The following is an 18,992-nucleotide window of genomic DNA, read 5'->3' as shown; positions in this document are numbered from 1 at the left end:
GCCGATGGTGGCCCTTGAATACGACGGAGACCAACATCGCAGCGAACGGCGACAGTATGTGAAAGACATTCACCGAGCTGAGATGTTCGATCGCCTTGGTTGGCACGTGATCAAGGTAATCAACGAAGACCGAGCCGAACTGGTCGTCAAGCGCGTGCGCGACGCGCTGGCCCGCACAGCGTCGAAATTGCCGCCTGAGGGCACCTCCCGCTTGCGGGGGAGGCTGTGATTCCTCCAACAACCACGACCCTGGCGGCAATCTGGTCATTACAGCAGCGGGTCACGCGCGGCCGGACAGGACATGCAACGCGGGCCGCCCCGGCCCGTGCCCAGTTCGGAGCCCGCTATGGTCAGCACTTCGATACCTGCGGCCTCCAGGCGGGCATTGGTCTGCGCATTGCGCTCGTAGGCGACGACGACACCGGGTGCCACCGCCAGCGTGTTGTTGCCGTCGTCCCACTGTTCGCGTTCGGCCACGACAGGGTCCAAACCGGTGTCGATGACCCGCAGCTTGTCGATGCCCATCGCCTCAGCAGCGGCCTGCAGGAATGGAGCCGCATCGCTGATCGTCACCCCGTCAGGTGTGCGGCGGAGGGTAAACGCCTGCAGCGAGTCGACGACGGCCGCGTACATCACCACCGCGTCGATGTCGACCATTGTGCACACGGTGTCCAGATGCATTTGGGCGCGCTTCTGGGCAATCGGCACGGCCAGCACAGTGTGCGCGAGGTTGTCGTCAAAAAGGCTGCGCGCCAACGCTTCCGCGCCGGCCGGGCTGGTGCGTTCACCCACTCCGACGGCGACCACACCGGGGGCCAGCAGCAGCACGTCGCCGCCCTCGACGGGAGCGGTGCGCGACTCGTAGGCGCGCCGTACTCCGGTGAACCGCGGGTGATGGGCATAGATGATGTCGGTCAACGATGCTTCGCGCACCCGCGCCCGCAGTGCCAGCGACGGGATAACTACTCGCGGCCCGATCCATATCGACGAGTCCCGAGTGAACACGAGGTTAGGCAATGGCTCGATGACGAAGTCCGCGTCTTGGTGCATGCGGACCACCAACGACACGTCGGTCTGGATATCCGACGGCAGCTCGTGGAACGTCATCCCGGCGGTTAGTACATGAGCCAGCCGGATCGGGTCGAGACTGCGCAGGTAGACCGAAAGATCTTGGGCCAAAGGCATTCCGAGACGGCGTGCGTCCACAGCGGCGGCGACACCCTGCATCCGGGCGGCACCGCTGCCCAGCGCCTCGGTCAGCAGTTCGGACAGCAGCAGCACCTCCACGCCGCGCGAGCGCAGCAGTGCGGCGAACTGGTCGTGCTCGTCCTGCGCCCGAGACACCCAAGGCAGCCCGTCGAACAGCAGCTGATCGCTGTTGCGGGGGGTGAGTCGGCGCAGTTCGGTGCCCGGGCGGTGCAGGATGGCGACCCGGAGTGTGCCTACCTCGGAATTGGAACCCAACTCAACGCCCACAGCTCAAACCGTAGCGGGTCGCGTCACGCCCCAGTTCGTCGAACAAGTGTGCGATAGAATCGTGCTCGTGGCGATCGCGGTACAGGGCTCGCTATTCGAACACAACGAGCGAAGACAACTCGGTGACGGCGCATTCCTCGACATCCGCGCCAACTGGCTCCAGGGTGGCGACGCCCTGCTGGAGGCGCTGCTGGCCACGGTGCCATGGCGGGCCGAACGGCGCCACATGTACGACCGGGTGGTCGACGTACCCCGGCTGGTGAGCTTTCACGACTTGACGATCGAAGCGCCACCGCATCCACAGCTAGCGCGGATTCGGCGGCGGCTCAACGACATTTACGGCGGCGAACTGGGTGAGCCGTTCACCACCGTCGGGCTGTGTTGGTACCGGGACGGCTCCGACAGCGTGGCCTGGCACGGCGACACCATCGGCCGCAGCAGCACCCAGGACACCATGGTCGCGATCGTCAGCCTGGGCGCGACCCGTATCTTCGCGATGCGCCCGCGCGGCGGCGGCGCATCATTGCGATTCCCGATGGCGCATGGAGATTTGCTGGTGATGGGCGGATCGTGTCAACGTACCTGGGAGCATTCGGTACCCAAGACGTCGACACCCACCGGACCGCGGGTGAGCATCCAGTTCCGGCCCCGCGACGTGCGTTAGAGCTCTTGTTAGAGCCCTAGCCGCTAACTGCGGCCACCGCTTTGACTAGCAGGTCACGGGCGCGTTTGATATCCACCGGCGTGACCGGCTGATTAGGGATCACTAGTGGATTGGCAATCACATTGACTTGGTAGTAGCCGAACTGCGCCGAGTAGTCGTAGAGTTCGCCGGTGCGGGGTGACCCGTCGACCACCGCCTGCAGCACCCGGTGCACACCAAGTGTCTGGGTGCCGTCGATATGGGGCGCATCGACTACCTGGATACCACCTCGCAGCTGCGCTCCGGAAAAGCCGATCTTGGCGCAATCTTTGCCGGGGTCGTTGACGGGTAGCTGCTGTGAGGTCTCAACGGCAATCACGACGAACCGATTGCCGTTGCCCTCGGCGCTGACGGCGGCCATATTGCCTTGCAAGCCGGGTGGAAGCTGTGGTCCCACAGCCGCTTTGGCGCAATTCGCCGGGTCGAACGTCAGCCCGTCCGGTAGCTTGCGGGCGGCAAAAAACTGCGGATCGATAGCCCTGGGCGGGACGTCGCTGACTTTGAACTCGGGTCCGAAGCTTGACTTTACGTCGATGACTTTGCCGATGTCGGCCTTGGTCAGCTGGGATGCGCGCTGCGAGCAGCCGACGAGCACGCACACTGTTGCCAGCGCCAGCACCACCTTCGACATCGTGGCCACCCTACCCAACGCGGATGCTCAGCTGCGTAACGTCGACACCGTTTTGACCAGCAGATCGGCGGCGAACTGAGCCGGCAGCGGCGCACGCATGGACCCGGGGTCGGTGGTCAGCGTGGTGAAGGCGTAGTGCTGCTGGCCCAGGTAGGCGATGAAGGTGTATATCTGCGAACTTATTTCGGTACCGGACTCCACGGAGGTGCGGATGTCGGTGATCATGCCCAGGGTTTCGGCATCCTCGATGCGGGGCGGATCGATGAGGCGGATGGCGGCCGTTGTATGTCCGTCCGACATCGTCCACTGCGTACAGCCGGCAACCACATGTTCTGCGGGAAGCACCGGGCCGGACGGCACAACCACCACGACGGCGTTAACAATGCCGCCCGCACCTGATCCGGACACACCCTGAGCGGACTGACTGCGGCCATTGCCACTGCTACCCGGATCGGCCATAATCGCGCATTCCGCGGGTTGCACCGTCGCGGCCACGTCAAGACTCCAGATCGCTCTCGGCGAGGCGGCACTGGGAATAACGTTGGTGATCTCATAGCCGGGTGGCAGCTCGCGACTGATCCTTTTGATGTTGGCCGGGGTGACGGTGGTGGGGTGCGGCGTCGGCGCGGAAGCCGACGGGGCCCGCACCGGTGCGGGCGCATGAGCGCAGGCAGTAACCAGCAGAGTCACCCCCACGCCCATCCTGAACGGCCGCACGATTGCCAATCCTTAACTCACCGCCTCAATGACCTGCCGGGCCACCACCCGGATTTTCTCGGCCATCTCGCGTCCGAAGCCCAGGTTTCGCGGCCCGGGCACCTCGATGACCGTGGCGATGACCCCGATGTCCTCACGCTGCCAGACCGCGCCGTGGTGATCCATGATGGTGCGCATCGGCGCGTTGTCGGAAAGCATCCGGGCGGAAAACCTCTCGACGCCGCTCACCCGGGCGGCAACGGCTAACGCGCCGATCAAGAAGCTTCCGACCCCCCGGCTCTGATAGGCGTCGGCGACGGTGAACGCGATTTCGGCGAGCGTCGGGTCGATGTCGTCGCGGACGAAACGTGCGTCGGCCACCGGGTCACTGCCGTCGATCATCACCCAAACGAAATGGTCGATGTAGTCGACCTCGGACAGATAGTGCATCATCGCCAGGTTAGGAACCCGCGCCGACATGAACCGCCGATAGATCGTCTCGCTGGAGAAGTGCACGTGCCCGCGTACCGTCCGCTCGCTATCGCCAGGCAGTACCGGCCGCAGCAGGAGTTGAGTGCCGTCGCGAATCCGCACCGGAATCGGGGTGATGAAGGCGGCGAGGCGTTGCCGGACCATGCGGACCAGCCGATTCATGATCCCAGGAACGTGCATCATCTGATCGAGTGCAGCACGGGCGCCGATCCAGCCGGTCAGCGGCTCGACCGCGGTGACCGTCGCCGTCCTGGGGATATCACGCAGCAAAGCGATTTCCCCGACGATCATGCCCGGCAGCGCTTGCTCGACGATCACGACACCGTCGTCGCCAACATGGATGACCTCAGCGCTACCCGACGAGATGAGCAGAAACGACACGGCCTGCTCACCCTGCCGCATGAGGACCTGGCCAGCGGGCACCCGCATGGGGGTGAGGCAGGTCGCTAAGTGCACTAGCTCCTTGGCAGGGCATCCCTCGAAGATGTCCATTCCCGCGAGTTCGTCGACCCGTGCGCCGGTCACTTCGGCCATCCCATCCCATCCGCCACCGCGTCGCGGTCCTAGCCGCTCAGGTTATGGCGCCGCCTACCGCTGCGGCAACAAAAGATTAGCCTGACCACGGGTGGTATATACGACTCCGGACCATCGAAAGACAACCGCCATGCATACTGATCCGCTTGAGCTGACTCGCAGTTTGCTCAGTGAGACCGCCGTACTGCGGCACGGCTTCCTCGACGTGTTGGGCGAATCGACGAGTGCGCCGGTCCCTACGTTTGCCCAGCGGGCGATGAACAGCCCTTTCGTCGCAACGGTGTACGAGCGGTTGTGGCGTCCGGCATCCTTCTATCTGGCTAGCGGCTTCACCGCCCAGGCCGAACAGCGTCGCGCGGCAGCGGCATTGCAGCTCCACAGTGCCGGTACGTTGCTCGACGTGGCCTGTGGCCCAGGGAATTTCACGGCGCCGCTGGCCCGATGTCTGCCGGCTGGCGGCCTCGCCGTGGGGTTCGACATTTCCGAACCGATGCTGGCTCGGGCCGTTGCCGACAACAGCGGACCGCAGACGTGTTATGTCCGCGGCGATGCCCGCATGTTGCCGTTCGACGACGAAACATTCGATGCTGTTTGCTGTTTCGGTGCGCTGTATCTGATGCCCGAGCCGTTCCGGATCACCCATGAAATGGTGCGGGTACTGCGCCCCGGCGGCCGGATAGCGATCCTGACCAGTTATTCCGGGCAAACGGCGCCAATCCGAAAGGCACTGACCGCGACCGCCGGGCTCATCGGGCTCACCATGTTCGACCGACACAGCTTTGTCGACTTGTTTGCGTCGGCGGGTCTGGTCGACATTGACCAGCAGGCACAACGCGCGCTGCAGTTCGTCGCCGCCACCAAGCCTCGGTAACGCGTTGCACGCTACGAGGCGGCCTGGTAAACGCCCAACAGCCGGACCACCGGCGTGCCCGCCTCCAATTCGAGGGTCCACGGATCGCCGCCGTTGAGCGGCTGGCTGGTGAGCGTGATCATGACCGGTTGGCCACTGCGCCGGGACATCTGTGTGCAATCGACCTGGAACAGCCGATAATCGCCGGCGTGGCGCACGGCCAGCGAAAAGCCTGGCTCCACCGATTCGACAGGCACCTTCTGCAGGTAGTACTTCGTGCTCATACCTTGACAGTAGGGCGGTCATGTCAGCTCGTCCTGTGCTGAAACGCGGTCTTAGCGAATGTTCAGGTGAATTTTGGAACTTCATCAGACTTGGTGCGGGCTTGCCTCAATTACTTCCGCCACAGCGCATTTCCGCAATGCGGACTGGGCCGATAACCCTGCCGGCTGGCTTCGGAGTTGCGTCACCCAACCCCACCAGTAGCGTTGACGATCATGGTTGACAGATTGAGCGTCGCAAGGTGAGCGTCGCCGGATTCGTCCTTGGCCTGGTGGCCACCGTGCTCGCAGTAGCCTCGCTTATCTGGCAGTTCTTCGGCTTTCGCAAGCGGCCAGAGGCGAAACTGACGCCCGTGGTCGGTCTCCTTACACCCGACGGGGTAGTGACCAGCGACGCCGGAAACGACGCACGCGAATCGCTGCAGAACGCGGCGGCGCGATTCCCCGAGGGCCGATTCGTTATCGGCGTCAAGGTCGTCAACACCGGGCGCGCCCCACTGCATGTGGCGAGCTGGGCGATCCGCATTGGTCCGAACGGCACGTCGCTGCAGCCAACCCGGGCATCCGGACTCGAGGTTCCCCACGACATACCGGTTGGCGAGACGGCTGTTCTGCTCACCGAGCTGCAGCATGTCCAGCGGTTTGTCTCCGCCGCCGAAGGCGCCGCGAGTCAGCCACCGCGGATCGTGCTCAGCGTGTCGTCGGGCGCACGCACCTATCTGACCGGGCCGGTCGCACCCGGACTATTGTCGCTGCGGTCGGGCAGCGCCTGATCTTTCATCGAACACTCGACTCGTTGGCTAGGCGCAGCGTTCGGCACGCGGCTGCGGGCACCAGCTGCCGGAGACGTGGTTGGTCCAATTCGCCGAGACAAGTTGCCGCCGCATTACCCCCTAGGGGTATATTGGCCTGTGTACGGCGGGCGCAAGCCCCAAATACGACCGGCTAGCGAGGAGTTCATCATGTCTGGTACCGACATTGCCGTCCTTGTGGGCGCGGCCCTGGCGATCGGTGGGTTAGCGTGGTACTTCTTTGCGCCGCGGCGCGCCCACGCCGCCGCGGTCAGCGACGGGGTGCAGCGGATCCAGGTGATGATCCGCGGTGGGTACAGTCCCAACGTGGTCCAGGTGCGCCAGGGCATTCCGGTGGAAATCGAATTCGACCGGCAGGAAACCGGGGATTGCAGCTCGCGGGTCGTGTTTCCCGACCTCCAGCTGTCGGCGGCCCTGCCCGCGCATCAGCGCACCACGGTCAGGCTCATCCCGCAACAGGCGGGATCGTTCGGATTTAGCTGCAGCATGAACATGATCTCCGGCACCCTGGTCGTCACCTCCGACGACCGGGCTGTGGCATCCGCCGAACCCGAAATGCCTTACGCTGCTTCGGGTAATGCGCCATCGGATCGCGTCGGCGAGCCTGCCGCCGCAGACGTTGAAGCTGCCCAGGCGCAAGAGCGACGCGCCGATATCGCCGACTTGACCCGCCGCGTAGCGATCGGCGCGGTGCTCACCGCGCCGGTGCTGTACGCGGTGATGGCTCATCCATTGGGCGCCGCCTGGGTGCCGGACCTGTTGCTCAACCAGTGGGTGCAGCTGACGTTGATCACCCCGGTGATGTTTTACGTCGGTTGGCCGATCCATCGCAGCGGCTGGCTGGCGCTGGCGCATCGCAGCGCCGACATGAACAGCCTTATCACCCTGGGCACCGTGGCGGCCTACAGCTACAGTCTGCTGGTCACCGTCGCCTCCGGGGCCTTGCCAGCCGAAGTGCGCGATGTGTATTTCGAAGCAGTTGGGGTGATCCTGACGCTGATCATGCTGGGCCGGCTGCTGGAAGCCCGCGCTAAAGCCGGCACCGGCGAAGCCATCCGCGCCCTACTGGGCCTGCAAGCCCGCACCGCCCGTGTCGTGCGGGACGGCGTCGAGACCGAGGTCGCGGTCGACGAGGTCATCGTTGGCGACGAGATCGTGATCCGGCCCGGCGAGAAGATCCCGGTCGACGCCACCGTGCTGTCCGGGCGATCCGCCGTCGATGAGTCGATGGTGACCGGTGAGTCGATGCCAGTCAGCAAACAGACCGGCGACACCGTCATCGGCTCAACCATCAACAGCACCGGCGCGTTGCGGGTCCGTGCGACGAAAGTCGGCGCGGACACCATGCTCGCCCAAATCATCCGCATGGTGCAGCAGGCGCAGGCATCGCGAGCCCCGATCCAGCGGCTGGCCGACGCGATCTCGGCATACTTCGTTCCGGTCGTGATCGCCACTGCGATAGTCACTTTCGTGGTGTGGTTTGTCGCCGGCCCAGCACCCACGTTGACACAGGCGTTGGTATCGGCGGTTGCGGTCTTGATCATCGCCTGCCCATGCGCACTGGGCCTTGCTACCCCATTGTCGATCATGGTCGGCACCGGCAAGGGCGCCCGCGCCGGCATCCTGATCCGCTCAGCCGAAGCGCTGGAGACCGCGCACCGCCTCGACGCGATTGTGCTGGACAAGACTGGCACCATTACCGCCGGCAAGCCGGCTCTGACCGATGTCCGCGTGACCGGGACAGTCCCGGAGAGGGAACTGCTCACGCTGGTTGCCGCCGCCGAAGTCGACAGCGAGCACCCTATCGCCGGCGCGGTGGTAGCCGGGGCCCGTGATCGCGGCATCAACATTCCCGCGGTATCGGCCTTCGACTCAATCACCGGCAAGGGGGTTCGGGCCACTGTCGCGGGCGTTACCGTGCTCGTTGGCACCGCGACTTTGCTGGCCGAAAACGGCATCGACACAGCGGAACTCGAGCAGATCAGCGCCGAGCTAGCGGCCGCGGGGAAATCCCCAATTCTGGCCGCGGTCGACAGCGAGCCGGCCGGGGTGATCGGTGTGGCCGATACCGTCAAGGACGATTCCATTGCGGCAATCGCCGCCCTGCGCAAGTTGGGCCTACAGGTCGTGATGATCACCGGGGACAACGCCCGCACTGCCGCCGCGATCGCCCGCCAGGTCGGTGTCGAGCGGGTGCTGGCCGAAGTCCTACCCGACCACAAAGCAGGCGAGATCCGCCGGCTGCAGGCCGAGGGTCGCCGGGTTGGCATGGTCGGCGACGGCATCAACGACGCACCCGCCCTGGCCCAAGCCGACGTCGGGCTTGCCATCGGCACCGGAACCGACGTGGCGATCGAAGCCGCCGACATCACCCTGATCTCGGGTTCGCTGGCTGGGGTGGTCACTGCGATCCGGCTCTCCCGTGCCACCATGCGCAACATTCGACAGAATCTGTTCTTCGCCTTGATCTACAACGCCGTCGGGATCCCGCTGGCGGCGGGCGTGTTGTATCCCATTTTGGGACTGCGGCTTTCGCCGATGATCGCCGCCGCGGCTATGGCACTGTCTTCGTTATCTGTGGTGGGTAACGCCAACCGCCTGCGCCGCTACCGGGTCGAACCGCTTGCTCCTGCGGAAGTACCCGCGGTCGACCCTCGGGTGGAAATCGGTGCCGCCCAGCGCGAACCGGTCGCTGGCTAAGGCTAGTCCTCGCGTACCGCGACGGCGACGCCGCCGCGGACGCCTACTGCCGGGGCGACGCCGCGCGCACCAGATCTTGCGGAGCACGGCGTCTAAAAGGGTAAATCGTCTTGATCCCGCGGCAGCGGGACGCCACCATAACTGCCACATCATCAGTCACAGGGGTACCAACGGGTCGGAAGGTTCTTTGTGCCCAGCTACGAGCGACAAATCCATTGTGCTCCTTGGGTTGTCGCTCTGAGTTGGGCAAACTGTGTGCCGCTCCAACCCAAAGATTTTTGTGGTAGAAGTGATTTCGCGGTCTGGGGTGCTGCTCTGGCCTTCCCACGCGCGCCATCCACCTATCGTCGCGGACATGCCGCAGCTATAGACGGGCCGGTCACTCCAAGGATTCGTTGAGAAAACGACAAGGCGTGCATCCGAGCCTTTTCTCCAAGTCCGCCACACCGCGGAAGGAGAGCGAGCAAACGATGAAGGTCGCGATCATCGCCAAGGCTGCCGCCGTCGCCGTGGTCGCCGGTGGTGTCGTCCTGGGATTGGCCGGCCCGACCAACGCGACGTCGGACACCATGTACGGCGACCCCGCGGCCGCCGCCAAATACTGGCGCTACCAGCAATATTGGGACGACTGCGTCCTCATGTCGAGCGCCGACGTGGTCGGCGAAGTGACCGGCGTGGAGCCCTCGGAGGAGGACATTATCGAGATGGCCCAGTCGACCCCGAGCTCGCAGGGCCCGGGTCCGATCTACACCCGGCCGGCTGATCCCACCGACCCGAATTCGGGCCAGGGCGCCTGGTTCAGGGACATCCCGACGTTGCTGGCGCGGTACAACGTGGGCGCCGTGATCATCAACGGAGACCTGGGGGGACTCGAGCAGCAACTGGGTTCCGGCCACAAGGTGATCGTCAGTGTCAATGCCGAACTCATCTGGCACAGGCCCGTCGAAGACAGGGACAGAAACGGCAACCCAATGCATAACCACACCGTGGTGGTGACCGGCGTCGACGCTGGTAGCGAAGTCGTGCACCTCAATGACAGCGGTAGCCGCCACGGAGCCGACGAGCAGATCCCGTTGGCGCTCTTCATCCAGGCATGGAAAACCAGCAGCGAGCTGATGGCGGTTACCACCTGACTCGACGCAAGGGACAGCATCACGACGTGCTCAAAGCGGTTGCAAGGCGAGTTGATCGTCAAATCGGCGATAGTTAGTCTGACACCAGCTCAAAAGGAGGTGGTGATGTCACTCGCCGCTGCGCGTGCCCGGGCCGAGCTGACCCGTAGTCGGTGCTAACGCTGACAATTCCGTGCAGCTCCACTACATCAGCATCGCCGCTCTGATCGCCCAAGCCGGTGGCGATCCCTGGGCGATCGATCGAAGCCTGCAGGCTGGTCGCCCTCTGCAGATTGCCGATCTGGCGGAGGCATTTCGCGAAGCGGGCCGATGCACCGTGGAGGCCAACAACGCATTCGAGCAAGCCCGCAACCGCTTCGACGCGGCCTGGCACCACCAAACTGGCGATCACCCGATCAATGATTCGGCCGAAGTGCAGCGGGTGGTCAAGTCCCTCGGCGCGCAGTCCCTGCAGTTACCCAAGATCGGCGTCGACCTGGAAAACATTGCCGCAGCGTTAGCCGAGGCGCAAAAGGCCGCAACTGGCGAGATCGCCGCTCTGGAAGCTCAGTTGCAGGAACTCGATAACTTGATTGGCCAAGCCGTCGAAATGGAAAAAGATGTCCACCTGAGCGCGGCAGACCGGGACGCACTCGATGCCTTTATCACCACCTGTGAAGACGACGCCATCCGCGACACCAAGGCCGCCCTGGGCCAGCTGCATTCGACACGCAACACCTATTCGGCCACGTTGCAAAGTTCATTGGCGACCCTGCGCACCGACGGCTACGACCCGTCAGCGACCGTGGACGACTGGATCGAAGGTCCGTTGAAACGTGGTGAGGCAAGGAATCTGGGTCCGATCGCCGGTACCGGCTCCAATCCGGGCATACCCGGAATCGGAGCGGCAGACTTGGGGGAAGTGGTTCAATTGCCCGACGGGACATACGTCGCAGTCTTCGGAGATTCGTTCTCCGGCGATAATGCTTACGACGGGACGCACTACCCATCGGTGGCCGTCCCGGTCACGTTCGACGATCAGGGTCGTCCGCATTTCGGCACGCCGCTGACTGGGCCGGACGGGAGTCTGAACGTGCTGTTCCCACCGCCTCCGCAAGCGGCCGGGAAAAACACCCTCCCCGCTGGAAGTATCCGGATGCGCGACGGCACCACCTACATGATGGCCACGGGCACAACCAACTTGAAGCCTGATGGCGGATCGTGGCTCACTCAGGTTAGCGGCGACCTCTCCCATGGCTGGCAGCCCATCGCAGGCTCGTGGCGTGCGCCTGGAGCCGCGCCAACCCAGATCAGCGGCTTCCAGGCCACAGATGGCAACGTGTACATCGCCGCCGACTCATTCGACCGCAGCCAAGGCGTCACCATGTACCGAGTCGACGCCAGCCACGTCACCGACCGCTCCGCCTGGCAACCCTGGACCGGCAGCGGGGCACACCCGAACAAGCCGCCGCCCCGCTCAGCCAGTCCCCCTACGGTGAACTCAGTTTCAGGGAAGTCGACGGCAAGGCGGTGCTGTCGGGATTCAACCAGGGGACTGGGAACGTCGAGATCCGTGTTGTGAATGACCCCACGAAAGTGTTGAGCGTTGGACCGACACTTGTTGCTCAGCAGAATAATTCGCGGGGGCCGAACTTTGTACCTCAGAACTACGGCGGATTCATCCTCCCTGGCTCCACGCTGGATAAGCTGAATCTCTTCGTCAGTCAATGGAACACGACAACCAACACGCCGTACAACACGCAGCAGTTTGCGGTGAACGCGAACCGCTAACTGCCGCCGATAGGACGAACATGACCAGTAGAGCGCTCGCTGTCGCTGCGTGGATCATCAGCGCTGTTGTGACCAGCTGTAACGCCCGCGCCGATACGCCTGCCTTTCCCGACATCAGCGGGTATTCGCCGGTAAACGTTGCGGACTACACGATCGCACTTCCCAACACGGGGCGCGCGCCGCTCAATATGGTGTTCTTCCTCACCCCTGATGGCATCACGTGCGACTTCTTCTCCGGGCAAGCGCAATGCACGGGAAATAACTTTCCCGCTGTCACGCCAGCCACTGGAGCTGGCACCGTGAACGCGATCGGGACTACCTCTGGATTAGCGCAATCCGGTGACCCGATTGCGCCCGATGGTCAAGTCTACGGGCATCCGCTCAAGACCCTGCCTGCGTTCCACTCCATCACGGTGAACGGTGTCATCTGCGGCGTGGACAACGCGGGCACCACGGCGTGCAAAGACTCGCAAGGCCGCGGCTTTGTGCTGTCGCCACATGGCTCCGGTTGGCTGCCTCACGTGTGATTGCTTTCCAGGGCAGGCCGCGGGCGCAACCAACTAGAATCCCGATGGCGGTCATGGCCAACCCGGTTAAGTGGCGACCTCCCCATGGCTGCGTAAGCACCCCAAACGCGATGGGCATGAGGCCGGCGCTGCCACGATCGCGCTCACCTTCAGCAACGCCGCAGCGAAAGTCCCGCGGTGTCCACGATCTGGCGGATCCTTACAGCACGAGGCTTGGCTACCCCCAACCGCACAAACGCCCCCAAAAACAGCTACATCCGTTTCCAAGCCGAACAGCCCGACGAACGCTGGCAACCCGACATCACCCATTGGCAACTTGCCGACAACACCGACGTCGAGATTCTCGACGTCCTCGATAATCACTTCCGGCTATTTGTAGGCGGCGACACCTTGCCGGTGTTCACGGCCAGCGACGTCGACAACAGCTTCACCAAAGCCGCTGCCGCCTATGGCAATCCGGCCAGCCTGCTCAGCGACAACGGGGCGGTGTTGCCCTTGACGTGGATCAGCGGGTGCATCTCCTTCGCACCGACCTAGAGCATTTTCACGGCGTTGGCTCAAGCGCGAGACCCCACGGCGTGGTGACGTTGGTGAGCGGTTCGGGCGGTGGGTCGGTGAGCGCGATGGGGTCTCCGGCGAGGCTCGCGGTGCCGCGCCCCTCGAACAGCGCGACGCACGGCTTGCCGTCCAGGCGGGAGGGAAACCGGACACCGCCGGCACCTCGATCAAAGAGGTCCGCGGCGATCGCCTGCGTGATGGCCCGGCGACTGGTGGTGATCTCATGTAGATCGAGGTGCTCCAGGTTGTGCTCAAGCAGCAGTTCGACATGGCGATCTTCGATCGCCTGGCGTGTGGGCACGTCGGTGAGATCGATCACGGGGCCCTCGAGCTCCAGGACCGTGGGAACGAGAACGTGCTGGATGCGCCACTGCGCGGTGACTGGCTTCTCAATGAAGTCTTGGGCGGCCTCAGGTCCGTAGCGCTCGATATGTCGGCGCAGCGCGCCAAGGTTCGGCCGGAAGTCGGCGAGCACCTCGCGGAGACAGGTTTCGGCCAAGTCAGCGCAATACAGCGTGCGAAAGCGCCGGCAGATGTCGTCGAAACGATGACTGAATTGGTACAGCTCCAGCGGAGTGAAGCCTAGCGGGTCGGCGTAATAGCCGACCCGCCACAGGATTCGCCCCTCGTCGGGCGTCACGATCACGCCTGGAAGCTGGCGACCTGCCGTGCGGCCCGTACAACCGTCGCAAACTCCGCGGTGTCGATCGCCGCACCGAGCACCTCGATCGGCGCCCGATCGTCCAGGCGCGTGTTGGTGCCAAAAAGCCACGCCCGCGCCGTCTTGTCGTCGTAGGCATCGACGAGCATCCTGACGACCTTGTAGCCCTCACGTAGCCGGCGTTCGGTCGCGCCGTGAGGTTGCGGGCCTCCCTGGCGCGCGTAGCGGCCGATTTGCTTCGCGTCGGCCAAGCCCGCCATCGCCGCCGCGACGCGCTGGCCGACAGCCTGTTGCAGATACGCGGCGATCTGGCGGATCGAAAGCGTCGCTGCCTCGTCATCGAGCCGCTGCGCCGCTGAGACGGTCAAGACCGGCATGTCGCACCTTCACCTTCTGGGTTGGTCTACGTGTGATATTACCGAGTAGACACCCAATAACGCACCCTCAAACTACACTCACTAGCCTACCAGTCCTGGCCGATGCATCACAGTCGGAACCTCCCTCATCGCTCCTACGTCCCCGTCAGCCCATGTCGAGCTTGTCCGGTTACATCGCCGCTAGGGACACGGACGGAGCCGTTGGTATGCCAATGATTCCCGGGCTTGGTCTAGAGGGCCTTGAAACGCTATGCGGCCGGGAGATTTTCGGAGGTCAACGAGCATTGACGGCACGGCATACGGTGAGCGTTCCCGCTGCGGTTCATTTTGGGCATGGATGCTTGCCACGGCCCGTGATGTTAAGTCGATCTGGACGCAACTTTAGATTTGGAAATGCCCTCTGAACTGGGTTCTTGTTGTGGAGCTAAGGGGATTCGAACCCCTGACCTACTCGATGCGAACGAGTCGCGCTACCAACTGCGCCATAGCCCCTGATCGCTAGCAGGCTACCAGCCGCGACGACCAGCGGCCGAACTGCCGGCCCTACTGGCCGACGGCCCGCGGCAGGTGGCGCGGCCAGCCGTAGTTGCGCATCGAGCCCGGGTGATCCAAGTGCTCGAAGATCGGGTCTTCGTCGTCGATCTCGAGGACCACTGCGCCGGGACGCCGCAGCCGCGACGGCACCACGTCGTAGTCGCGGTCGTGGGTGTTTTCCACGCCGGCCCGCGCCCGAGCTATCCGTTGCATGCGGCGGCGACGCACCTTCTCCTCGATCCGGGTCTGCCGGCGCAGATAGGCCAGGTAGAGCATCGTCACACAGGTTGCGCTGCCGAATAACCACCAGGCGAGCGACGTCACCTCGAAGGCGGTAACCGCCGAGCCCACCAGGATCACCGCCATCGCCATCAACACGCGCCGGCGAAACACGTACTTACGGGCGCTGACTGCGGCGGCGGTCTTCGTGTCGTACCGGCGGCGCCGCGAGGAACCCGGCGTGAAGCTCACCGGCGCCTCGTCGTCCTCCTGTGGCTCCAGACCGGAGGAGTCCTCGACGTATTCGTATTCGTCGTCGGCACGCTCGTTACGCTCCCGCTCGGCGCCCCGGGCGGCGAACAGCTCCGCGGTGTCAAGATCAGCATCTTCGGCGGGGTCATCTGCAGCGTGAACGTCAGCCTCATCGAGTCGGCTATCCACTGCCAACGGCGTAGGTTCGGTGATTCGGTCGCTGGCCCCGGCGGGAAGGACTCCCGCATTTTCGTCGACCACATCGACATCCAGGTAATCGGGCTCGGCGACCCCGGCTTTCGGGGGGGCGACCGTCATCAGGATCGCGCCAGTGGGGCGCGCGTCGTCGGCAGCCTCGACCGGGCAGGTTGCCTGGTCGGCATCCTGGTCGATGTCCTCGCCCTCGTCGTTCTCGTCGACCTCAGGCTTCCAGTGCGGGTCGCTGCGGTGGCCGGCGGCGGGCCCACCACGCTTGAGTAGTCGGGCGCTGGCACCGCCGTTGAGTACCCGAGTCGCCAAGGCGACATCGCTGGTGCGCCGGACCGCGTCACGTTTGCTGATCAGCATGGGCACCAGCACGAACAGCCAGAGCACCACGAGCGATATCCACAACAGCGACTGCGGGATGCTTGGCATGATGTCCTGCTCTCCTCGGTTTCGATCTCCGCGATGGCGTCTCGTGGGCCAGCTCGGGCCGGTCGACGTGACCAGGACAATTACACACCTGTAATTTGTCTCTCACAAGCACCACACGCCACACGTGTCGCGCCAGTCACAGGCCCCGAGTCAGGGATAGCCGGCGTGGCCGTCGCGGATCAGCCTCGACACGACCGATCCGTTGACCTCTTCAGCGGTAAGCGCCACCAATACGTGGTCGCGCCATTCGTTGTCGACCTGGAGGTAGCGGCGCAACAGCCCCTCCTCGCGAAAGCCCACCTTGGCCAAAACGGCCCGGCTGGCCGCATTTTCCGGGCGTACGGTGGCCTCCACCCGATGCAGTCCCACCGGGCCGAAGCAATGGTCAAGGCCCAGCGCTAACGCCGCGGTGGCTACCCCGCCTCCGGTGTGCGCGCTGCTCACCCAGTAGCCGATCCAGGCTGATTTCAGCGCCCCATGGGTGATGTTGCCGATGGTCAATTGGCCGCAGAATTGCCCGTCGAGCTCTATCGCGTACGGCAGCATGCGGCCCTTGCGCGCCTCCGATCGCAGACCCGAACACACCGCCGGCCAGGCGGCGACCGAATGCCGGATGGTCCATTCGCCTTCCGTGTTGGGCTCCCACGGTTCCAGGTGTACCCGGTCGGCCAGCCGGATTCGGCTCCACTGGCCGCCGTCGCGCAGCCGTACCGGCCGCAACCACACGACTCCCGCCGCGACCCGTAGCGGTCCGACGCCCATCGGCCAGCCCGGATGCCGGTAACTGGAGCGCAAGAGGTTCACGAACGCTGCCGTGTCGCGATCAGCCGTGCTGAGCCAAGAAGGCGACGTCGACGATCTCGCCAGTACGAATCTGCTCAGCTCCGGTGGGGACCACAATCAGACAGTTTGCCTCGGCCAGTGTGGCCAGCAAGTGCGATGACGCTCCGGGCGCCCCGCCCAGCGCCTGCACCAGGTATTCGCCGCTTTCCTGATCACGCATCAATTGACCGCGCAGGTACCCCTTGCGCCCAGCCACCGACGTGATCGGCGAAAGAGTGCGGGCCTGCACAATGCGGCGCATGGGCTGCCGTTTACCCAGCGACAGCCGGATCAATGGCCGGACCATCACCTCGAAAACCACCAGGGCACTGACCGGATTGGCCGGCAGCAGAAACGTCGGAACGCGATCCCGGCCGAGCTGTCCGAACCCCTGAACCGATCCCGGATGCATCGCGACCCGGACGACTTCCATGTCACCGAGCTCGGAAAGCACCGCGCGGACGGCTTCTGCGGCACCACCGCCGACCCCTCCGGCGATCACGACGACCTCCGCCCGGCTGAGTTGACCCTCGACGATCTCACCGAGCTCCTTGGGGTCGTTGCTGACGATGCCGACCCGGTTCACCTCGGCTCCCGCATCCCGACCAGCAGCCGCCAACGCATAGGAGTTGACGTCATACACCTGCCCGTTGCCTGGGGTCCGCGAGATGTCGACCAGCTCGCCGCCTACAGCCATGACCGATAGCCGCGGACGCGGATGCACGAGCACCCGTTCGCGGCCGACTGCAGCTAGCAGCCCCACCTGGGCGGCGCCGATCACGGTGCCGGCGCGCACCGCAACGTCACCCGGCTGCACATCGTCGCCGGCATGCCGCACGTAAGCACCCGACGGCGCACCGCGCAGCACTCGCACGCGCGACATCCCGCCATCCGTCCACCGCAACGGCAACACCGCATCAGCCAGCGTCGGCAGCGGCGCCCCGGTCTGCACCCGAGCCGCCTGGCGGGGCTGCAGCCTGGTCGGGGTACGGGCGCCGGCTTCGATGGTGCCCATCACCGGCAATGTCACCACGTCGCGGCCCTCCAGGCTGGCATCATCGGCGAACAGTTCGGTCCCGCCGGAATCACCAACGCCCTGCACGTCGACGCTGCGCACCGCATAGCCGTCGATCGCGGCCTGATCGAAGCCGGGTAGCGGGCGCTCGGTCACTACTTCTTCGGCGCACATCAGCCCCTGTGACTCAGCAATCGCAACCCGCATCGGCCTTGGGGCCACCGCGGCGGCCGATATCCGGGCCTGCTGCTCCTCCACAGAACGCACAGCGCGCCTTTCCGTCGAGCCAGTTAGGCGAGCTGGGCGCGATCGCCCGGCTCGCCCCGAGGGCGGGCCGTCACACTGTGCCCGGCTACTGCTCGGTCAGACCCAATCGCGCCACCAACCATCGCCGCAACTCCGGGCCGTAATCGTCACGATCCAAAGCAAAGTCAACCGCAGCCTTGAGGTACCCGCCGGGATTTCCCAAGTCGTGTCGGGATCCACGGTGCACAACTACGTGGACCGGGTGGCCCTCGGCGATCAGCACCGCGATAGCGTCGGTGAGCTGCACTTCACCGCCGGCACCCCGGTCGATGCGGCGCAACGCATCAAAGATCGCCCGGTCCAGCACGTAACGCCCGGCCGCGGCATACAACGACGGGGCGTCCTCGGATTTCGGCTTTTCCACCATGCCTTTGACCCTGAGCACGTCAGGCAAATCCGCGTCGGCGACAGGCTCGACGTCGAAAACCCCGTAGGCGCTGACCTCCTCAGGGGTCACCTCGATGGCACACAACACCGTGCCGCCCAGCCGGGCCCGCACCTTCGACATGGTCCGCAGTACACCTGTCGGCAGCACCAGGTCATCGGGCAGCAGCACCGCGACCGCGTCCTCGTCGGCCGTCAGCGTCGGCTCCACGCAGCCAATGGCGTGCCCCAAACCGAGCGGCTCGGCCTGCACCACCGACTCCACCTTGATCAGCTCCGGGGCGCGGCGCACCTTGGCCAGCATGGCCGTCTTCCCACGGGCCTCCAGAGTGCCCTCCAAGACCAGGTCTTCGACGAAGTGCGCGACCACACCGTCCTTGCCCTCGGAGGTGATGATCACCAGCCGTTCGGCGCCGGCTGCAGCCGCTTCGGCGGCCACCAGCTCGATCCCGGGCGTATCGACCACCGGCAGCAGCTCCTTGGGCACCGTCTTGGTCGCGGGCAAAAACCGCGTGCCCAGGCCGGCGGCAGGGACGATCGCCGTGAACGGGACCGGATCTTCGGATGACATCGTTCACACGATAACCCCCGCCGGGTTTGCCGAGTCGGTCCGGCGTGCGCAA

General features: G+C 64.8%; 19 protein-coding genes, 1 tRNA gene and 1 pseudogene. 9 read left to right on the top strand and 12 right to left on the bottom strand.

Annotation, left to right across the window (positions count from 1 at the left end; genetic code table 11):
• Positions 1-229, top strand: a 229-nt coding sequence (locus F0Q45_RS03845) for a DUF559 domain-containing protein (RefSeq protein WP_149652665.1), incomplete at its 5' end; no start/stop codon positions are given.
• 38 nt (positions 230-267) lie between these two features.
• Here F0Q45_RS03845 and arcA read toward each other — a convergent pair.
• Positions 268-1,476 carry an arginine deiminase gene (gene arcA / locus F0Q45_RS03840; protein ID WP_149652664.1) on the bottom strand — a complete coding sequence of 403 codons (1,209 nt, stop codon included), beginning with the start codon at positions 1,474-1,476 and terminating at the stop codon, positions 268-270.
• A gap of 67 nt (positions 1,477-1,543) precedes the next feature.
• Here arcA and F0Q45_RS03835 point away from each other — a divergent pair, with 67 nt between their 5' ends.
• On the top strand, positions 1,544-2,140 hold the full coding sequence (locus F0Q45_RS03835; RefSeq protein WP_188112772.1) for an alpha-ketoglutarate-dependent dioxygenase AlkB: 597 nt from the start codon (positions 1,544-1,546) through the stop codon (positions 2,138-2,140).
• A gap of 16 nt (positions 2,141-2,156) precedes the next feature.
• On the opposite strand, the gene F0Q45_RS03830 is transcribed toward F0Q45_RS03835, so the two are convergent.
• Genes F0Q45_RS03830 through F0Q45_RS03820 form a run of 3 tightly spaced genes read right to left on the bottom strand, consistent with a single transcriptional unit; the run spans position 2,157 to position 4,532 of the window.
• Entirely contained in the window at positions 2,157-2,810 is a 654-nt protein-coding gene (locus F0Q45_RS03830) for a DUF5642 family protein (RefSeq protein ID WP_149652662.1), read from the bottom strand.
• Positions 2,811-2,837: 27 nt separating this feature from the next.
• Positions 2,838-3,527, bottom strand: coding sequence for a DUF5642 family protein (locus tag F0Q45_RS03825; RefSeq protein WP_149652661.1), 690 nt, complete (start codon positions 3,525-3,527; stop codon positions 2,838-2,840).
• Positions 3,528-3,539: 12 nt separating this feature from the next.
• The gene (locus F0Q45_RS03820) at positions 3,540-4,532 is read right to left on the bottom strand and encodes a GNAT family N-acetyltransferase (protein WP_149652660.1); all 993 of its coding nucleotides are present in this window, start codon (positions 4,530-4,532) and stop codon (positions 3,540-3,542) included.
• Between the two features lie 130 nt (positions 4,533-4,662).
• Here F0Q45_RS03820 and F0Q45_RS03815 point away from each other — a divergent pair, with 130 nt between their 5' ends.
• The gene (locus F0Q45_RS03815) at positions 4,663-5,403 is read left to right on the top strand and encodes a class I SAM-dependent methyltransferase (RefSeq protein WP_149652659.1); all 741 of its coding nucleotides are present in this window, start codon (positions 4,663-4,665) and stop codon (positions 5,401-5,403) included.
• 11 nt (positions 5,404-5,414) lie between these two features.
• Here the strand turns inward: F0Q45_RS03815 and F0Q45_RS03810 are convergent, their stop codons facing one another.
• Positions 5,415-5,666, bottom strand: coding sequence for a hypothetical protein (locus F0Q45_RS03810; protein ID WP_149652658.1), 252 nt, complete (start codon positions 5,664-5,666; stop codon positions 5,415-5,417).
• A gap of 239 nt (positions 5,667-5,905) precedes the next feature.
• On the opposite strand from F0Q45_RS03810, the gene F0Q45_RS03805 reads away from it, so the two are divergent.
• The 6 genes and pseudogenes from F0Q45_RS03805 (at position 5,906) to F0Q45_RS03780 (ending at position 13,142) form a co-directional block, all read left to right on the top strand.
• Positions 5,906-6,436, top strand: coding sequence for a hypothetical protein (locus F0Q45_RS03805; protein WP_149652657.1), 531 nt, complete (start codon positions 5,906-5,908; stop codon positions 6,434-6,436).
• Positions 6,437-6,625: 189 nt separating this feature from the next.
• Positions 6,626-9,175, top strand: coding sequence for a heavy metal translocating P-type ATPase (locus F0Q45_RS03800; protein ID WP_149652656.1), 2,550 nt, complete (start codon positions 6,626-6,628; stop codon positions 9,173-9,175).
• A gap of 470 nt (positions 9,176-9,645) precedes the next feature.
• Positions 9,646-10,308 (top strand): C39 family peptidase, encoded by a 663-nt coding sequence (locus F0Q45_RS03795; protein WP_149652655.1) that lies wholly within the window; start codon positions 9,646-9,648, stop codon positions 10,306-10,308.
• 172 nt (positions 10,309-10,480) lie between these two features.
• A pseudogene (locus tag F0Q45_RS03790) lies at positions 10,481-12,078 on the top strand (putative alpha/beta hydrolase).
• A gap of 20 nt (positions 12,079-12,098) precedes the next feature.
• Positions 12,099-12,605 (top strand): hypothetical protein, encoded by a 507-nt coding sequence (locus tag F0Q45_RS03785; protein WP_149652654.1) that lies wholly within the window; start codon positions 12,099-12,101, stop codon positions 12,603-12,605.
• Between the two features lie 213 nt (positions 12,606-12,818).
• On the top strand, positions 12,819-13,142 hold the full coding sequence (locus F0Q45_RS03780; protein WP_149652653.1) for a transposase family protein: 324 nt from the start codon (positions 12,819-12,821) through the stop codon (positions 13,140-13,142).
• A 7-nt stretch (positions 13,143-13,149) separates the two neighbouring features.
• On the opposite strand, the gene F0Q45_RS03775 is transcribed toward F0Q45_RS03780, so the two are convergent.
• The 7 genes from F0Q45_RS03775 to F0Q45_RS03745 form a co-directional block, all read right to left on the bottom strand.
• Positions 13,150-13,809, bottom strand: a complete 660-nt coding sequence (locus F0Q45_RS03775) for an RES family NAD+ phosphorylase (protein ID WP_149652652.1) — start codon at positions 13,807-13,809, stop codon at positions 13,150-13,152.
• Positions 13,806-14,201: an XRE family transcriptional regulator gene (locus F0Q45_RS03770; protein WP_149652651.1), complete on the bottom strand. Its 396-nt coding sequence runs from the start codon at positions 14,199-14,201 to the stop codon at positions 13,806-13,808. Before F0Q45_RS03770 ends, F0Q45_RS03775 begins: the two co-directional genes overlap by 4 nt.
• Before the next feature lie 419 nt (positions 14,202-14,620).
• Positions 14,621-14,693: transfer RNA gene (locus F0Q45_RS03765), tRNA-Ala, on the bottom strand.
• Positions 14,694-14,744: 51 nt separating this feature from the next.
• Positions 14,745-15,842: a divisome protein SepX/GlpR gene (gene sepX / locus F0Q45_RS03760; protein ID WP_149652650.1), complete on the bottom strand. Its 1,098-nt coding sequence runs from the start codon at positions 15,840-15,842 to the stop codon at positions 14,745-14,747.
• Between the two features lie 150 nt (positions 15,843-15,992).
• On the bottom strand, positions 15,993-16,646 hold the full coding sequence (locus tag F0Q45_RS03755; protein ID WP_188112771.1) for a GNAT family N-acetyltransferase: 654 nt from the start codon (positions 16,644-16,646) through the stop codon (positions 15,993-15,995).
• 19 nt (positions 16,647-16,665) lie between these two features.
• Positions 16,666-17,946: a molybdotransferase-like divisome protein Glp gene (gene glp, locus F0Q45_RS03750; RefSeq protein ID WP_149652649.1), complete on the bottom strand. Its 1,281-nt coding sequence runs from the start codon at positions 17,944-17,946 to the stop codon at positions 16,666-16,668.
• An 85-nt stretch (positions 17,947-18,031) separates the two neighbouring features.
• Positions 18,032-18,940 carry a UTP--glucose-1-phosphate uridylyltransferase gene (locus F0Q45_RS03745; protein ID WP_149652648.1) on the bottom strand — a complete coding sequence of 303 codons (909 nt, stop codon included), beginning with the start codon at positions 18,938-18,940 and terminating at the stop codon, positions 18,032-18,034.
• Between the last annotated feature and the right edge of the window lie 52 nt (positions 18,941-18,992).

Origin of the sequence: Mycobacterium simiae (assembly GCF_008370645.1) — a bacterium.
GTDB lineage: Bacteria > Actinomycetota > Actinomycetes > Mycobacteriales > Mycobacteriaceae > Mycobacterium > Mycobacterium simiae_A.
Note: the sequence above shows the minus strand (reverse complement) of the source record. Positions and strands in the feature narration are given on the sequence as shown.

Bases quoted from the DNA above. Each gene is read 5' to 3' on its own strand.
- F0Q45_RS03770 (WP_149652651.1), bottom strand. From the start codon at position 14,201: ATGCCGGTCTTGACCGTCTCAGCGGCGCAGCGGCTCGATGACGAGGCA.
- F0Q45_RS03785 (WP_149652654.1), top strand. From the start codon at position 12,099: ATGACCAGTAGAGCGCTCGCTGTCGCTGCGTGGATCATCAGCGCTGTT.
- sepX (WP_149652650.1), bottom strand. From the start codon at position 15,842: ATGCCAAGCATCCCGCAGTCGCTGTTGTGGATATCGCTCGTGGTGCTC.
- F0Q45_RS03815 (WP_149652659.1), top strand. From the start codon at position 4,663: ATGCATACTGATCCGCTTGAGCTGACTCGCAGTTTGCTCAGTGAGACC.
- F0Q45_RS03810 (WP_149652658.1), bottom strand. From the start codon at position 5,666: ATGAGCACGAAGTACTACCTGCAGAAGGTGCCTGTCGAATCGGTGGAG.
- F0Q45_RS03820 (WP_149652660.1), bottom strand. From the start codon at position 4,532: ATGGCCGAAGTGACCGGCGCACGGGTCGACGAACTCGCGGGAATGGAC.
- F0Q45_RS03830 (WP_149652662.1), bottom strand. From the start codon at position 2,810: ATGTCGAAGGTGGTGCTGGCGCTGGCAACAGTGTGCGTGCTCGTCGGC.
- F0Q45_RS03745 (WP_149652648.1), bottom strand. From the start codon at position 18,940: ATGTCATCCGAAGATCCGGTCCCGTTCACGGCGATCGTCCCTGCCGCC.
- F0Q45_RS03800 (WP_149652656.1), top strand. From the start codon at position 6,626: ATGTCTGGTACCGACATTGCCGTCCTTGTGGGCGCGGCCCTGGCGATC.
- F0Q45_RS03795 (WP_149652655.1), top strand. From the start codon at position 9,646: ATGAAGGTCGCGATCATCGCCAAGGCTGCCGCCGTCGCCGTGGTCGCC.